Source organism: Synechococcus sp. CS-1329 (assembly GCF_025128055.1).
Taxonomy (GTDB): Bacteria; Cyanobacteriota; Cyanobacteriia; order PCC-6307; family Cyanobiaceae; genus Regnicoccus_A.
Genome location: NZ_JAHLYS010000032.1, coordinates 45,838 through 60,415, shown reverse-complemented (window position 1 = coordinate 60,415; position 14,578 = coordinate 45,838). Strand labels below are relative to the sequence as shown.

The following is a 14,578-nucleotide window of genomic DNA, read 5'->3' as shown; positions in this document are numbered from 1 at the left end:
CACTGTTGTTGCTCGACATAATCACAATGATGCGGAGAGCAGAAAATGATCACCATTGAAGCCAGCCCTCAGCACGTTCTGGCAATGCGCCTTGCGGGAACGGTGGAGCAGAACGATATAAAAGTCCTGGCTGGGGCGTTCGAGCAGAAAGTCCTGGACAATGACCGCGTCAATCTTGTCGTGGACATGAGCTCTTGGGCTGATATCACAGGCCCGGCAATGATTGAGGATGCAAAGTTCGAGTTGGCTCAGCTGAGGAGGTTGAGCCAGGTGTCACGTGTGGCCTTCATTTCAGAGAAGCAATTCATGCTTGCCATAGCCACGATGGTGCGCACGGCGATGCCCATGATCGAGATCAAGGCATTCGCCCCAGAGAACTACGACCAGGCTCTTGCCTTCGCCTCGGAGCTACCCGCGCCCAAGCCCGCTCCACAACCCAGCTTGAAGTTCATCGACACGGGTCGTCCCGCTCTGATTGCCTACGAGATCGATGGCACCCTCATGGAGCGAGATGTCGAGGCGGTGGTTCCCTTGCTTGAGGCTGCATTTGAGCGCAATGAAACGATTGATCTGTTCGCAAGAATCAAGAACTTTGCTGGTTTTGATCCAGTAATCCTGACGGACAGCTCACTGCTTTCGGTGAAACTCTCGGCGATCACCCACGTACGGCGATACGCCGTCGTGGGTGCACCAGCCTGGATGAAGCAGATGTTTGGGGTAGTTGGTTCACTACTGCTAATCGCCATTCGTTTTTATGACGAAGAAGCTGAGGGCGAAGCTTGGGCCTGGCTGAAGTCCTGACGTGCTTGGTTGCAGTCCCTTGAAAGTGCAGAATCAGCGGGGGAACAGAAACTGAATCTGTGCCCTCAGGCTCCAGTCGCCAGCTGCACTGCCTCATGGCTGGGAACGTTGCCATCACGACACCTCCAGCGCGATCAGCTCCAGTTCCCGCCCCGCCAGCACCTCTGCCGCCAGGGAGCCGCAGCGCGGGCAGGCCAGGATCACATCCTCCGGTTCAAATGGCGCCCCGCAGGGCCCGCATCTGCAGAGGGTGGGCACCAACTCCAGCTCCAGGCGGGCGCCTGCGGCCACTTCATCGGCCATCACCACCTCAAAGGCGAAGCGCAGGGCGTCCGGGTCCACTCCGCAGAGCCGCCCCAGCCGCAGCCGCAGGCTGTGAATCCGCTGGGCTCCCTCGGCCGCCGCCGCCTCCAGGGCGATGCGCTGCAGCTCCTGCATCAGCGCCAGCTCATGCATCACCGCACCAGAGCCCCACCGCCACCAGCACCTCGGGCAGCAGGGCGGCAGTGGCGGCACTGAGCTCCGTCCCCAGCTCACAGCAGTGGGCGCGCACCAGCAGCTGCCAGGCGGGAGGAGTGCGGCCGTAGAGGCAGCCGCTCAGCTGCAGCAGGGCGCCGGGGCTGGCGTGGTGGCTCAGAGGCCCGGCGCCAGCAGCCCTGACGGCCTGCGTTGAGGTGTCCAGCGGCTCCAGCCGCCAGCCTGGGGACGGGCAGGCCGGTGCCAGGACCGCGTCCACGAACAGGACCCTGTCCGCGGCCGCCAGCTGTGGTGCCAGCTCCGGCGTGAGCTGGGGGATGGCCAGCACTTTGAGCCCTGGCCGGCCCCAACCCTGCACCTGCTCGGCAATGGCGAGGCCCACTCCGTCGTCCTGCCTGAGGCTGTTGCCCCAGCCGATCAGCAGATCGAGGTGCCGCTGCCGCCGCTGCCGCGCTGAAGGGCTCAATCCCGCCAGCGCTCGCGCAGCAGCTCCCCCTCAGGGCCGATCAACTGCACATGCAAGGGCATCTGGCCGGCGGCATGGGTGGAGCACGACAGGCAGGGATCGAAGCAGCGGATGCCCGCCTCCACCCGGTTGAGCAGACCCTCGCTGATCTCCGGCAGATCGGCTGCGGCGCCCCTGCCTTCGGCAGGACCCGCCTGGATGAAGTGGCGGGCGATCTGGGTGATCGTGCGGTTCATCGCCCGGTTGTTCTGGCCGGTGGCGATGATCAGGTTCACCGCTTCGATCAGGCCGTCTGAATCGACGCGGTAGTGGTGAAAAAGCGTGCCGCGCGGCGCTTCGCTCACGCCCACCGCTTCGCGGGCATTCACCCCGGCGTGGGCGCGCACATGGGGGTCGCACAGGGCGGGATCGTCGAGCAGGGCTTCGATCGCTTCGAGGGCGGCGAGGATCTCGATCAGCCGGGCCTGGTGATACAGAAATGAGCTGGTGACCACCCGGCCGCCGCGCTGGCGCAGCTCCAGCAGCTCCCGGTCGGCCTGCTCGTGGCCGATGCGCTCGCAGACGTTGAGGCGGGCCAGCGGCCCCACCCGGTAGCTGCCCGCTTCAGGGCCCAGCGGTTTGTAATAGGGGAACTTCAGGTAGGTGGAGGGGTCCACCGCTTCGGCCAGCAGGCCGCCCAGCTGCTCGGCGCTGAGACCATCGGCCGGCAGCTCGGCCGTCACCAGTGCGCCTGTGCTGTCGATCAGGCGCAGGCGGCCGCCGTAATGCTCCCACAGGCCATCCGGCCCCACCAGCCCCATGAACAGGGAGGGAAAGTCGCCGAACACAGAGGCTTCCGCCGCCAGCGGCCCATCCAGCAGGCGTTTGAACAGATCGAGGGCGCCGCGGGTGGTGGCGACGGCCTCGCTCAGGCGTGAGCGGATCCAGTCGCGGTCATCGGGCTGCAGCGGGCTGCGCACGCCTCCGGGCACCGCCCAGGCCGGATGGATCTTGCGCCCCCCCAGCCGCTCGATCACCGCCTGGCCGAACTGGCGCAGACGGATGCCGCCGCGGGCCAGCTCGGGATTGGCGGCGATCAGCCCGAAGACATTGTGCTGGGCCGGGTCGCTGTCCCAGCCCAGCAGGAAATCGGGGCTGCTGAGGTGAAAGAAGGAGAGCGCGTGCGACTGGATGATCTGGGCCAGGTTCATCAGCCTCCGCAGCCGCTCCGCCGCCGGCGGAATCGTGACCACCAGCAGCTGGTCGCCGGTCTTGGCCGCGGCCAGCAGGTGGCTCACCGGGCAGATGCCACAGATGCGCGCCGTGATCGCGGCCATCTCGCTGAAGGGCCGCCCGACGCAAAAGGCCTCGAAGCCGCGGAATTCACCCACATGGAAGTGGGCGCCGGTCACAGCGCCGCCGGCATCGAGGTGGATGGAGATCTTGGCGTGGCCTTCGATGCGGGTGACCGGATCGATCAGGATCGTGCGGGTCATGGTTCAGCCGAAGCGGATCATCTCCGCCCCCTCCATCAGCGGCTGCTCGCCCCGCAGCAGGGCCTCCAGCACGGCGCGGATGCGCTCGGCCGGCGGGGGGCAACCCGGCAGAAACAGATCCACCGGCACCAGCTCGTGCACCGGCAGCACCCGCTCCAGCAGCTCGGGCACCAGGCCCGGAGCGTGGGGCCACTGGGCGCTGCCGTCGGCCAGCTCCAGGTAGGAGCGATCCAGTACGGCGGCCGGACCTGCGAGCGGGTTGCGCAGGCCCGGCACGTTGGCGGTGATGGCGCAGTCGCCGAAGGACACCAGCAGGCGGGTGCGCTGGCGCACCTGGTGGATCAGGGCCAGGTTGTCGCTGTTGCCCACGCCCCCCTCCACCAGGGCCACATCCACGTCTTCGGGGTAGGTCTTGGTGTCGGAGGCGATCGGCGAGAAGACCATCTCGATGCGCGGCGCCAGCTCGATCAGCCACTCGTCGAGATCCAGGAACGACATGTGGCAGCCGGAGCAACCCGCCAGCCAGACCGTGGCCAGACGCAGCTTCGGCAGCTTCGCGGGTTGGCTCATGGGGCCTCCTGGCGGGCATGGCGGGCCCTCTGCAGGGCCGCCAGCCGGCTGGGATCCTCGTGCTTCTCCCCCTCGCTGTCGCCCTTGTGGAACAGGGCGCCGGTGGGGCAGACCATGACGCACTTGCCGCAGTCGGTGCAGGCATCCACGGAGCCCCAGGGCTGATCGAGTCCGGCGATGATCCGGCAGTGCTCCCCCCGCCAGGCCACGTCCCAGACGTGGGCTCCCTCCACCTCGTCGCAGACGCGCACGCAGCGGCTGCAGAGGATGCAGCGGTTGTGGTCGAGCCCGAAGCGCGGGTGGGAGAGGTCGACGGGGCGATCAGGGAAGCGGTAGGGCAGGCGGGCGTGGTCCATGCCCACTTCCACGGCGCGGTCCTGCAGTTCGCAATGGCCGTTGGCTACGCAGACCGAGCAGACATGGTTGCCCTCGGTGAACAGCAGCTCGATCACGGTCCGCCGGATCTCCCTGAGGCGGGGAGTGGCGGTGTGCACCACCAGGCCCTCGCTCACCGGGGTGATGCAGGCCGGCTGGAGTTTGGGGCTGCCCTCGATCTCCACCAGGCAGAGGCGGCAGGCGGCCACGGGCGAGAGCCCCTCCAGGTGGCAGAGGGTGGGGATGGCCACGCCGGCGACGCGCGCGGCCTCCAGCACCGTGGCGCCATCGGCGCTGGCCACGTCGCGGCCGTCGATGCGCAGGGTGCGCACGCTCATGGCGCCCCCAGCCGGGCGAGGTAGTCGCCACGGAAGTAGCGCAGGGTGCTCAGCATCGGCTTGGGAGCGCTCTGGCCCAGGCCGCAGAGGCTGGTGTCCATCACCATCGCCCCGAGGGTTTCGAGCTGATCGAGGTCGGCCTGGCTGGCTTGGCCAGCCAGGATCTTCTCCAGCAGCCCGTGGAGCTGCACGGTGCCGGCGCGGCACGGCACGCACTTGCCGCACGACTCCTCACGGCAGAAGGCCATGAAATAGGCGGCCAGAGCCACCATGTCGGTGTTCTGATCCAGCACCACCATGCCGCCGGAACCCATGATCGTGCCCAGGGACTGGAGGCTTTCGTAGTCGAGTCGGGTGTCGAGCCGATCGGCCGGCACGCAGCCCCCGGACGGTCCGCCGGTCTGCACCGCTTTGACGGCGGAGCCGTGCGGGCTGCCCTCGCCCATCTCCAGCACGACCGTGGCCAGGCTGGTGCCCATCGGCACTTCCACCAGGCCGCCGCGGCGCACGTGGCCGGTGAGGCTGAACACCTTGGTGCCGCTGCTGCCGGCGGTGCCGATGGCGGCGAACCAGTCGGCGCCTTCCCGCAGGATCGGCGCCACGTTGGCGAAGGTCTCGACGTTGTTGATCAGGGTGGGTCTCCCGCCCACGCCGAGCTCAGCGGGATAGGGGGGCCTGGGGCGCGGCGTGCCACGTTTGCCCTCGATCGAGGCGATCAGTGCCGTTTCCTCGCCGCAGACATAGGCGCCGGCCCCCACCCGCAGCTCCAGCGTGAAGCCGAAACCCGTGCCGAACAGCGCCGCCCCGAGCCGGCCCCGGTCTACGGCCTGCTCGATCGCCAGGCGCAGCCTCTCGATCGCCAGCTCGTATTCGGCGCGGATGTAGATGAACCCGTGGTCGGCCCCCACCGCATAAGCGGCGATCGCCATTCCCTCCAGCACCCGATGGGGATCGCCTTCCAGCACGGCGCGGTCCATGAAGGCGCCGGGATCGCCTTCATCGGCGTTGCAGACCACCACCTTGCGGGCCCCGGGCATGCGGGCCACGGTGGCCCATTTCAGACCGGTGGGATAGCCGGCGCCGCCACGGCCGCGCAGGCCGCTGCGCTGCAGTTCCGTCACCACCTGCTCCGGGCTCCAGCTCTGCAGCACCCGCTCCAGCTGGCCGTAGGCCCCCACGGCGATCGCCTGCTCCAGGTCGGTGGGATCGATCAGACCGCAGTGCTCCAGCACGATTCGCCGTTGCCGCTGGAAGAACGGCGCTCTGAGATCCAGGCGCTCGCCTCTGGCGGGGGCCCACTCCAGGGGCGTCGCCTGGTCAGAGCTCTGATGCAGCCGCCGGGCCAGAGCGGCCACCAGGGTTTCGGCGTCCTGCGGGTCCACACCGGCATAGAGATCGCCATCGGGATCGAGGGCAAGCAGGGGGCCCTGGCTGCAGGGGCCCAGGCAGCCCACCGGTCGCAGCTGGATCTGGTCCCCCAGTTCGCCTCTGGAGATGGCCGTTTCGAGGACCCCCATCAAGGCGCCGGAGCCTCGGGCCAGGCAGCCCGCTGAAGCGCAGCAGCGCAGGCCGGTCATGGCTCCAGCTCCTGCAGCCAGCGGCGCAGGCCGGCGACGGTCTGCTGGCGGCCGATGCTGTCATCGATCTGCACCAGGGGCGCGTCGCTGCAGGTGCCCAGGCAGCGCACCTCCGAGAGGCTCGCCCAGCCATCCCCGCGCCTGGCGCCCAGCTTCAGCCCCAGGCCCTCCTCCATGGCGGCGACCAGGGCCGGGGCCCCTTGGATCTGGCAGGCGGTACCGGTGCAGACCACGCAGCGGTGGCGGGCCGGCGGCTGGAAGCGGAAGAGGTGGTAAAAGCTGGCGGTTCCCTTCACCCGGCTGAGGGGCAGCTGCAGACGCGCCGCCACGTGACGCAGCAGCGGATCGCTGAGGTGGCCGTAGCACTGCTGGGCGCCGTGGAGCACCTCGATCAGGGCATCGGCGCGGCCGTGGTGACGCCGCAGCAGGGGCTCGAGGGCCGCAAAGGGGGCACTGGCGGTGGCCATGGGGACCCGAACCCAGACTTCAAGACTAGGAAGGGCGGGCTCGCCCCCCCAGGACCAGCACCTAACGTGAACTTCTCTTCACAGAGCTTCGCCCTGAACACCGGTCTCACTCGATTTCTCTACTCGCTGGGTCCGGTCTTCATCCTGGTGTCGCACATCGGTTGCCTGCTGCTGCTGGTCACCGGGCTGAGCCTGGCGGCCGCCGGTTGGGCTCTGGCCCTCTACCTGATCCGGATGCTGGCCACCACCGCGATCTATCACCGCCTGATCACTCATGGCAGCTACAGGGCCCCCAGGGCGGTGCACTGGATCGGCTCATTGGTGGGGGCTTCGTCGGGGCAGATGGGTCCGAGCTGGTGGAAGGCCCACCACCTGGCCCACCACCGCCATGTCGACACCGGCCTTGACCCCCACTCCCCCCTGGCGCCCCGGTCGGGCCTGAGCGGGTTCTGGCACTCGCAGGTGGGCTGGCTGCTGGTGCCGTCGTTTTTCCCCGAGCGGCTGCCCGCCGATGTGGAGGCCGATCCGGTGATGCGCCTGATCGATCGGCTGCATTTCCTGCCGCTGGTGGCCCTGGGCGGCCTGTCGTATGCGCTGGGTGGTCTGGAGTGGCTGGCGGCCTTCTTCCTCAGCACCACCCTGCTTTTCCACGGGGTGGCCACGGTGAATTCCGTGGCCCACCTCTCCGGTGAGCGGCCGTTCCTCACCGACGACATGAGCCGCAACAACGGCTGGGTGGCGCTGATCACCCTCGGCGAGGGCTGGCATAACCTGCACCACGCCTTCCAGTGGTCGGTGCGGCAGGGCTACAGCGTGCGCGGGGGGCGCCTGCGCCGGTTGCCCGACCCCACCTATCTCTTCATCCGCGGCCTGGAGCGCTGTGGCTGGGCCGATCGTCTGCGTCTGCCGGCCGCGGAGGACCTGCTGGAGCGGGCTCGCCCATGAGCTCCTGCCACTGGGCCCTCAGGCTGTGGGGCAGGGGCCGCGGCTTGTAATCGCGGGGGTCAGGGGGGCCATGGCGCAACACGGCATTCACCACCGTGGCGTAGTGGCGGCTGGTGTTGATCGCCCCGTGGGGAACGCCGGGAGGGATGCGCACCAGCATTGGTTCGTCTTCGCGCAGGGGGATGCGCAGCAGCCGGCCGTCCTCCAGCACCACCAGTTCGAGCGAACCGCGCAGCAGGATGAGTTGGTCGGTCTGGCGGCGGTGGCAGAAGATCGAGGCGGGCTGATGGGGGGCAAGATCAGCGATCAGGGTTTCGTCGCTGGGCTGGGCGAGGCTGAAGAGGGCATTGCCTGAGGCGGTGCGCTCCAGCGGCACCAGTTCGACGCGTCGTGTCAGGGCCATGGAATGGGCCACTCGGAGTTAAAAGATTTATCAACGCTGTTGGCAAATCACCAGAGCGGGCGGCGCTTCTGCTACCGAATAAGGCTCCAGTCAGGGAATGCTGGTGGGGCTGCTGGCGCACCAGCAGCCGGGGATGGGGGAACGGGCCGTGCTGGATTCGAACCAGCGACCGTGCGATTAGAAGTCGCATGCTCTATCCAGCTGAGCTAACGGCCCATCGCATCAGCCTAGATTGGTCCGCTGCGCGACTTGTTCCATGGTGGCCTCCCGGCTCAGTGATGCCCAGAAACAGGAGCTGGTGCAGCGGTGGCGGGCCGGTGAATCCAGCGCGGCCCTCGCTGACAGCTATGGCTGCAGCCCCAACACGGTGACGCGGGTGGTGAAAGTCGCCCTCGACCCCGAGCTTTACGAGCAGCTCAAGAAGGAGCGCGGCCGCCCCGTGGCTCAGCTGGAAGCCCCCCTGGAGGTGGCCCTTGCGGCCGCACTCGCACCACCGGCATCAGATCCCGGCCCGGCCGATCCCCAACCCGAATCCGCCTCTGCGGCCAGTCCCGCCGGCGATCTCGATCTCAATCTCAATCTCGAGGCGGTCAGCGAGCTCGATGCCGACAGCGACGAGGACGGCTCCGGCCCCGGTGTGCTGGCGATTGATGACGCCGATGACTTCGGCGACGACAGCGACAGCGACGACGGTGAAGGCGACGACGGTGATGACGGTGATGACACCGACGCTGAGGGCAATGTCTTCACGATGGTGCCCGTGGTGGCGGGTGCCCACTTCAGCGCTGCGGCGGCGGGGCTCCAGGAGCGCTCGGCGGTGGTCTGTCAGCCGCTGGAGAGCGCTCCCCTGCCCGCCAGCCTCTACATGCTGGTGGATAAGACGGTGGAGCTGCAGGCCAGGCCCCTGAGTGATTTCCCCGAACTCGGTGCCCTCCCCGACGATGAGCAGGCGCGTCAGGCCCTGGTGGTGTTCGCCAATCCGCGTCAGGCCAAGCGCCAGTGCGGCCGCACCCAGCGGGTGATCAAGATGCCCGACAGCCAGGTGATCCAGCGCACCGCCACCTATCTGGTGGGCCAGGGCATCACCCGCGTGGTGCTGGAGGGGGCGCTCTACGCCCTCCCCGGCGGCTGATCCCGCCGGTCAGTCCCGGCGGGGCAGCAGCAGAGCCGTGGCGCTGCCGCCGCTGATCACCCCCGCCGCCAGGGCCAGCCCCACCAGGAAGCCGCTGGGCAGGGGCGCACTGCGGCCGAAGCCCAGCCGCAGGCTGGGACGATCCTCCAGGTTCTGGGCACCGAGGCAGAGGATCACCAGCAGCAGCAGGCCGCCGCCGAAGCTGGTGAGCAACAGGCGCAGGCGCAGCAGCATGGCCAAGGCGGAGGGGAGTGGAGCAGCTCAGCCCTCAGCATGGCCCATCCAGCGCGGGCGGCCCTCACTCCGCCTGGTGCAGCAGGGCGTAGAGGCTGCGGCGGGAGAGGCCGGTCTCGGCCGCCAGCTGGCGGGCCGCATCACTGGCGCTCAGACCTGAGGCCACCTTCTGGCGCAGTTCCACGGTCAGATCAGCGTCACTGCGCAGGGGGGCCTGCTCCGGTGTGGCCCCGCCGAGCACCAGGGTGAACTCCCCCCGGGGCGGCACCCGCCGGAAGTGCTCCAGGGCGGCGCCCACGCTGGGGCCGATCTGCTGCTCATGGCGTTTGGTCAGCTCCCGCATCACCTGCAGCGGCCGCTCACCGAGGGTGGTGAGCAGGTCGTCGAGCAGCTCGATCAGCCGGTGGGGGGCCTCGAAGAGCACCAGGGTGCGCTCCTCGGTGGCCAGCTCCTGCAGCCGCTGGCGGCGCAGGCTGGCCTTGGCCGGCAGGAACCCCTCGAAGCAGAAGCGACCACAGGGCAGACCGCTGCTCACCAGGGCTGTGGTCACGGCGCAGGGGCCGGGCACGCAGATCACTGGATGGTCGCCGGCGCGGGCGGCCGCCACCAGCGCCTCGCCGGGGTCGGAGATGCCCGGCAGGCCCGCGTCGCTGATCACCGCCAGGCTTTCGCCCGCCGCCAGGGCCGCGAGCAGTTCCGGGATGCGGGCGGTCTGGTTGTGCTGGTGAAAGCTGAGCAGACGGCTGCGGATGCCCAGGCCGGCCAGCAGCTGGCCGCTGTGGCGGGTGTCCTCGCAGGCGATGCGATCCACTCCCTCCAGCACCCGCCGGGCCCGGGGGGAGAGATCGCCCAGGTTGCCGATCGGTGTTCCCACCAGATACAGCACCCCGGCGGCGGGTTCGCTGGCTTGCTCCACAATGAGGCTCTGCTCGACCCTGGCCCTGCCCATGATGGCGTCCCCCTGCCTGCCAGCCGACCTGGATCTCGAGGAGCTGCTGGCGCTGTTGCGGCGCCTGTGCTGGGAGTCGGCGGCGATTCTGAGGGCCTATGCCCGCGGCGAGCAGCCTCCCTTCGGCTATGGGGCCGCCCTGAGCGTCGATGAGGGTGGCGAGGGACCGGTGACGGCGGCTGATCTGGCGGTGAACCAGCACCTGCTGGAGGGCCTCGCTGGGGCCTTCCCCGACGCCCCCTGGACCCTGCTCAGCGAGGAGACCGCCAAGGAGCAGCTCAGCGCCGGCGTGCCCCTGGAGGCCGACTGGCTCTGGATCCTCGATCCGCTCGATGGCACCAAGGATTTCCTCCAGGGCACCGGTGAGTACGCGGTGCATCTGGCTTTGGTTCACAGGGGCCAGCCGGTGCTCGGGGTGGTGCTGTTGCCGGAGAAGCAGGAGCTCTGGTTCGGTCTGGTGGGGCCTGCGGCTGAGGACTTGATCGGGGGCGCCTGGCGGGAGAATCCGGCCGGCGAGCGTTTTGCGCCCCAGCTGAGCGGGCGCCGCGCGCCGGCGGAGCTGGTGCTGGTGGCCAGCCGCAACCACCGCGACCAGCGGCTGGAGCAGCTGGTGGGGGCTCTGGGGCTGGGATCGTCGCTGGCGGTGGGCAGCGTGGGCTGCAAGGTGGCCACGATCCTGCGCGGCGAAACCGACCTTTACCTCTCCCTCTCGGGCCGCAGTGCCCCCAAGGATTGGGACATGGCGGCGCCGGAGGCGGTGCTGCGGGCGGCGGGCGGGGCCTTCAGCCACGCCGATGGCCGCCCCCTCAGCTACAACAACGGCGACGGACTGCAGGCCGGTTGTCTGATCGCCAGCCATGGCCTGGCCCATGCCGAACTGTGTGAGCGGGCCGCCGCCGCCATGGCGCGAATCGATCCAGGCTTCGCGCTCTGATCCGGGGGCTGGCGGAGATCCAGAAAAAACCGCCTCCACCCTGGGGTGAAAGCGGTTGAGAGGTCTTCAGTGATCAGAAGCTCTGGGGTTTGATCAGGCCAGGCTGATCAGAGAGCTGACAGTTGAGATCGGGGGCTCGATCAAGCCACCGGCACAGCTTCCTGGGCCACACCGCGGAGGGTGAGGTTGATGCGGCCGCGGTTGTCGATTTCGCGCACCCGCACGGTGACGGCATCGCCCACCTTGATCACATCTTCCACTTTCTCCACCCGTGCTTCGGAGAGCTGGGAGATATGGATCATGCCTTCCTTGCCCGGGAGGATCTCCACGAAGGCACCGATCGGGATGATCCGCGTGACGGAGCCGTTGAACATCTCCCCTTCGCTGACGCGACGGGTGAGCCCCTCGATGATCCGCTGGGCTTCCTCGGCGGCGGCGCCGTCGTGGCTGGCGATCGTGACGATGCCACCGTCTTCGATGTCGATCTTGGTGTTGGTGCGCTCGGTGATGCCCTTGATCGTGCGGCCGCCGGGGCCGATCACGGTGCCGATCAGTTCCGGGTCGATGCGGAAGCTGAGCAGGCGAGGGGCATGGGGGGAGAGCACATCGCGGGGCTTGGCGATCGCTTCGAGCATCTTCTCGAGGATGTGCAGCCGGGCCGGGCGGGCCTGGTTGACGGCCTCAGCGATGGTGCTCACCGCCAGACCGCTGATCTTCATGTCCATCTGCAGGGCGGTGATGCCCTTCTCGGTGCCAGCCACCTTGAAGTCCATGTCGCCGAGGAAATCCTCGATGCCCTGGATGTCGGTGAGGATGCGCACCTCATCGCCCTCCTTGATCAGGCCCATGGCGGCGCCGCTCACGGGCGCCTTGAGGGGCACGCCGGCATCCATCAGGGCGAGGGTGCTGCCGCAGACCGAGCCCATGGAGGTGGAGCCGTTGGAGCTGAGGCACTCCGAGACCACCCGCAGCACGTAGGGAAAGCTCTCCTTGGGGGGAAGCACGGGCATGATCGCCCGCTCGGCCAGGGCGCCGTGGCCCACCTCGCGGCGGCCGGGGGAGCGCATCGGCCGGGTTTCGCCCACCGAATAGGGCGGGAAGTTGTAGTGGTGCAGGTAGGTCTTCTCACCCATGGGGTTGAGGTCGTCCATCTCCTGGGCATCGCTGGGGGTGCCGAGGGTGGCGGTGGAGAGCACCTGGGTGAGCCCGCGCTGGAACAGGCCCGAGCCGTGGACCCGCTTGGGCAGCACACCCACGGCGGCGCTGATCGGACGCACCTCATCGAGGTTGCGGCCATCCACCCGCTTGCCCTCGCTGAGGATCTGGGCGCGCATCAGCTTCTTGGTGATGCCCTTGTAGGTGTTGCCGAGGGCCTTGCCCGCAGCGGCCACGCGGATCGGATCGTCGTCGGAGAGGCCGGCGATCTTCTGGGCCACGCCCGCCTTGATGCCATCAAGCTGGGCGTCGCGCTCGGCCTTGGTGAGGCTGAACTGTTTGAGCACCTCACCGATGCCGGCGCCGCATTCCTGCTCCAGGAACGCCGGCAGGGCGGGGTCCTGGACCTGGGCTTCGGGGAACACCTGCTCGATGCCGAGTTCGGCCAGCAGGGTCTGCTGGGCCTTGATCAATTCACCCACGGCTTCGTAGCCGAAGTCGATCGCCTCGATCACGTCTTGTTCGGGCAGCTGGTTGGCGCCCGCTTCCACCATCACCACACCGGAGGGGGTGCCGGCCACGATCAGATCCAGCTCGCTGCGCTCGATCTCGCGGTAGCTGGGGTTGAGCACGAAGTCGTCGCCGAGCAGGCCGACGCGCACGGCGGCCATGGGGCCGTTGAAGGGGATTTTCGCCAGCAGGGTGGCGATTGAAGCGCCGGTGACCGCCAGCACATCGGGCGGGACCCGCTCATCAAGCGAGAGGGTGGTGGCGACCACCTGCAGGTCGTCGCGCAGCCAGGAGGGGAAGAGGGGCCGCAGGGGCCGATCGATCAGGCGGGTGGTGAGGATCGCCCGCTCGGGGGGGCGGCCTTCACGGCGGAAGAAGCTGCCGGGGATGCGGCCGGCGGCGTAGAGGCGCTCTTCGTAGTCACAGGTGAGTGGGAGAAAATCGATCCCTTCGCGGCCCTTGGCGCGGGTGGCCGTGACCAGCACGGCGGTGTCCCCGCATTCGATCAACACAGAACCCCCGGCCTGGGGGGCATACAAGCCCGTGGTCAGCCGGATCTCCCGACCATCGAAGGAGACCGTCTGAATCTTTGCTGGCACGTCGTCTTATGTCCGTTTTTATTCACGTCCCATTCTCGCATTCGGGCCCGCGAGGGCCTGACGGCGCAAAAAAGGGTGGCACCTGGCCACCCTCACGCCCTTGATTGGCGGCCCGCCGCTGATGCGCAGCCAGGGCCTGAAGCCGCTTACCAGCTTGACTTGACCACGCCGGGCAGCAGACCCTTGTGGGCGCGCTCGCGCAGCTGGTTGCGGCAGAGACCGAAATCGCGGTAGTAACCGCGGGGTTTGCCGGTGGCCCAGCAGCGGTTGCGCACCCGGTTGGGGGCGCTGTTGCGGGGCAGGTTCTGGATCTTGCGGTGGATCTCCAGGCGCTGCATCGGATCAGCGGCGGCCTCGAACGAAGCCTTCAGCTCGGCGCGCTTGACGGCGAAGCGTTCCACAATTTTCTTGCGCTTGACGTCGCGCGCAATCATCGACTTCTTCGCCATGCGGCTGCTGCAATTCGTTCAGTGGAGGCCGAGCCTAGCGCGTGGCCTGCTGCTGAACCCTGCGGCCGCTGGGGCCGTGGTCGGGGTGGCTGGGGCAGAGATCGGCGAGGGGGCAGCCGGCGCAGAGGGGCTTGCGGGCGTTGCAGACGGCGCGGCCATGGAAGATCAGCCGGATCGAGAGGTTCTCCCATTCCGGCTGGGGGAAGAGCTTCATCAGATCGGGCTCGATCCGTGGCGGTTCGCTCTGGCGCGTGAGCCCGAGCCGGTTGCTCAGCCGCCGCACGTGGGTGTCGACGGTGAAACCGGCATTGATGCCGAAGGCATGGGCCAGCACCACGTTGGCGGTCTTGCGCGCCACCCCCGGCAGCTCCAGCAACTCCTCCATCGAGGCCGGCACCGCACCGCCATGGCGCTCCATCAGCAGCTGGGAGGCGGCCACGATGTTCTTGGCCTTGTTGCGAAAGAAGCCGGTGGACTTCACGTAGGGCTCCACCTCGCTGGAGCTCACCGCAGCCGCGGCGGCAGCATCGGCGAAGCGCTCGAACAGGGCCGGGGTGACCAGGTTCACCCTCTCGTCGGTGCACTGGGCCGAGAGCATGGTGGCCACCAGCAGCTCCCAGGGCGTGCGCCAATCGAGGGAGCAGGTGGCGTGGGGGTAGTGGAGCGCCAGGCGCTCCTGGATCAGCGGCGCCCGCTGCCGGGCCGTGGCAAAGCGGGGCACC

At 68.5% G+C, this 14,578-nt stretch carries 17 protein-coding genes and 1 tRNA gene; 4 read left to right on the top strand and 14 right to left on the bottom strand.

All coding sequences use genetic code 11. From position 1 onward, the window contains the following. Positions 1-45: 45 nt before the first annotated feature. Positions 46-801, top strand: a complete 756-nt coding sequence (locus tag KQ304_RS06555; RefSeq protein ID WP_259736308.1) for an STAS/SEC14 domain-containing protein — start codon at positions 46-48, stop codon at positions 799-801. 114 nt (positions 802-915) lie between these two features. Here KQ304_RS06555 and hypA read toward each other — a convergent pair whose 3' ends face one another. From hypA to KQ304_RS06520, 7 genes are read right to left on the bottom strand one after another with little or no spacing between them, the layout of a single operon-like run. Next, a complete protein-coding gene (hypA, locus tag KQ304_RS06550; RefSeq protein WP_259736307.1) occupies positions 916-1,257 on the bottom strand; it encodes a hydrogenase maturation nickel metallochaperone HypA in 342 nt (113 codons plus the stop codon). Then, complete coding sequence (locus KQ304_RS06545) at positions 1,250-1,744, bottom strand: hydrogenase maturation protease (RefSeq protein WP_259736306.1); 495 nt, start codon at positions 1,742-1,744, stop codon at positions 1,250-1,252. Before KQ304_RS06545 ends, hypA begins: the two co-directional genes overlap by 8 nt. Further along, a complete protein-coding gene (locus KQ304_RS06540) occupies positions 1,741-3,219 on the bottom strand; it encodes a Ni/Fe hydrogenase subunit alpha (RefSeq protein WP_259736305.1) in 1,479 nt (492 codons plus the stop codon). Before KQ304_RS06540 ends, KQ304_RS06545 begins: the two co-directional genes overlap by 4 nt. A gap of 3 nt (positions 3,220-3,222) precedes the next feature. Further along, positions 3,223-3,789 (bottom strand): oxidoreductase, encoded by a 567-nt coding sequence (locus KQ304_RS06535; protein WP_259736304.1) that lies wholly within the window; start codon positions 3,787-3,789, stop codon positions 3,223-3,225. Further along, entirely contained in the window at positions 3,786-4,502 is a 717-nt protein-coding gene (gene hoxU, locus KQ304_RS06530) for a bidirectional hydrogenase complex protein HoxU (RefSeq protein WP_259736303.1), read from the bottom strand. Before hoxU ends, KQ304_RS06535 begins: the two co-directional genes overlap by 4 nt. Continuing rightward, a complete protein-coding gene (locus tag KQ304_RS06525) occupies positions 4,499-6,079 on the bottom strand; it encodes a NuoF family protein (protein WP_259736302.1) in 1,581 nt (526 codons plus the stop codon). The genes hoxU and KQ304_RS06525 overlap by 4 nt, the downstream gene beginning before the upstream one ends. Further along, positions 6,076-6,546, bottom strand: a complete 471-nt coding sequence (locus tag KQ304_RS06520) for an NAD(P)H-dependent oxidoreductase subunit E (protein WP_259736301.1) — start codon at positions 6,544-6,546, stop codon at positions 6,076-6,078. Before KQ304_RS06520 ends, KQ304_RS06525 begins: the two co-directional genes overlap by 4 nt. Before the next feature lie 66 nt (positions 6,547-6,612). On the opposite strand from KQ304_RS06520, the gene KQ304_RS06515 reads away from it, so the two are divergent. Further along, positions 6,613-7,491 carry an acyl-CoA desaturase gene (locus KQ304_RS06515; protein ID WP_259736300.1) on the top strand — a complete coding sequence of 293 codons (879 nt, stop codon included), beginning with the start codon at positions 6,613-6,615 and terminating at the stop codon, positions 7,489-7,491. Here the strand turns inward: KQ304_RS06515 and KQ304_RS06510 are convergent. Together KQ304_RS06510 and KQ304_RS06505 are read right to left on the bottom strand one after the other, a co-directional pair. Further along, positions 7,406-7,894, bottom strand: a complete 489-nt coding sequence (locus tag KQ304_RS06510; protein ID WP_259736299.1) for a cupin domain-containing protein — start codon at positions 7,892-7,894, stop codon at positions 7,406-7,408. The two genes, KQ304_RS06515 and KQ304_RS06510, sit on opposite strands and share 86 nt — an antisense overlap. A gap of 142 nt (positions 7,895-8,036) precedes the next feature. Beyond that, positions 8,037-8,110 (bottom strand) — tRNA-Arg (locus KQ304_RS06505). A gap of 40 nt (positions 8,111-8,150) precedes the next feature. On the opposite strand from KQ304_RS06505, the gene KQ304_RS06500 reads away from it, so the two are divergent. Next, positions 8,151-9,026 (top strand): helix-turn-helix domain-containing protein, encoded by an 876-nt coding sequence (locus KQ304_RS06500; RefSeq protein ID WP_259736298.1) that lies wholly within the window; start codon positions 8,151-8,153, stop codon positions 9,024-9,026. A 9-nt stretch (positions 9,027-9,035) separates the two neighbouring features. On the opposite strand, the gene KQ304_RS06495 is transcribed toward KQ304_RS06500, so the two are convergent. Beyond that, positions 9,036-9,260: a hypothetical protein gene (locus tag KQ304_RS06495; protein ID WP_259736340.1), complete on the bottom strand. Its 225-nt coding sequence runs from the start codon at positions 9,258-9,260 to the stop codon at positions 9,036-9,038. 64 nt (positions 9,261-9,324) lie between these two features. Further along, the gene (gene rsmI, locus KQ304_RS06490; RefSeq protein WP_259736297.1) at positions 9,325-10,209 is read right to left on the bottom strand and encodes a 16S rRNA (cytidine(1402)-2'-O)-methyltransferase; all 885 of its coding nucleotides are present in this window, start codon (positions 10,207-10,209) and stop codon (positions 9,325-9,327) included. Between rsmI and KQ304_RS06485 the strand changes: the two genes are divergently transcribed. After that, the gene (locus tag KQ304_RS06485) at positions 10,208-11,143 is read left to right on the top strand and encodes a 3'(2'),5'-bisphosphate nucleotidase CysQ (RefSeq protein WP_259736296.1); all 936 of its coding nucleotides are present in this window, start codon (positions 10,208-10,210) and stop codon (positions 11,141-11,143) included. The genes rsmI and KQ304_RS06485 overlap by 2 nt on opposite strands. Positions 11,144-11,283: 140 nt before the next feature. On the opposite strand, the gene KQ304_RS06480 is transcribed toward KQ304_RS06485, so the two are convergent. The 3 genes from KQ304_RS06480 to nth form a co-directional block, all read right to left on the bottom strand. Further along, on the bottom strand, positions 11,284-13,407 hold the full coding sequence (locus KQ304_RS06480; protein WP_259736295.1) for a polyribonucleotide nucleotidyltransferase: 2,124 nt from the start codon (positions 13,405-13,407) through the stop codon (positions 11,284-11,286). 146 nt (positions 13,408-13,553) lie between these two features. Further along, positions 13,554-13,856 (bottom strand): 30S ribosomal protein S14, encoded by a 303-nt coding sequence (rpsN, locus tag KQ304_RS06475; protein ID WP_255108342.1) that lies wholly within the window; start codon positions 13,854-13,856, stop codon positions 13,554-13,556. A gap of 34 nt (positions 13,857-13,890) precedes the next feature. Continuing rightward, entirely contained in the window at positions 13,891-14,577 is a 687-nt protein-coding gene (gene nth, locus KQ304_RS06470; protein ID WP_259736294.1) for an endonuclease III, read from the bottom strand. Position 14,578: the final 1 nt, after the last annotated feature.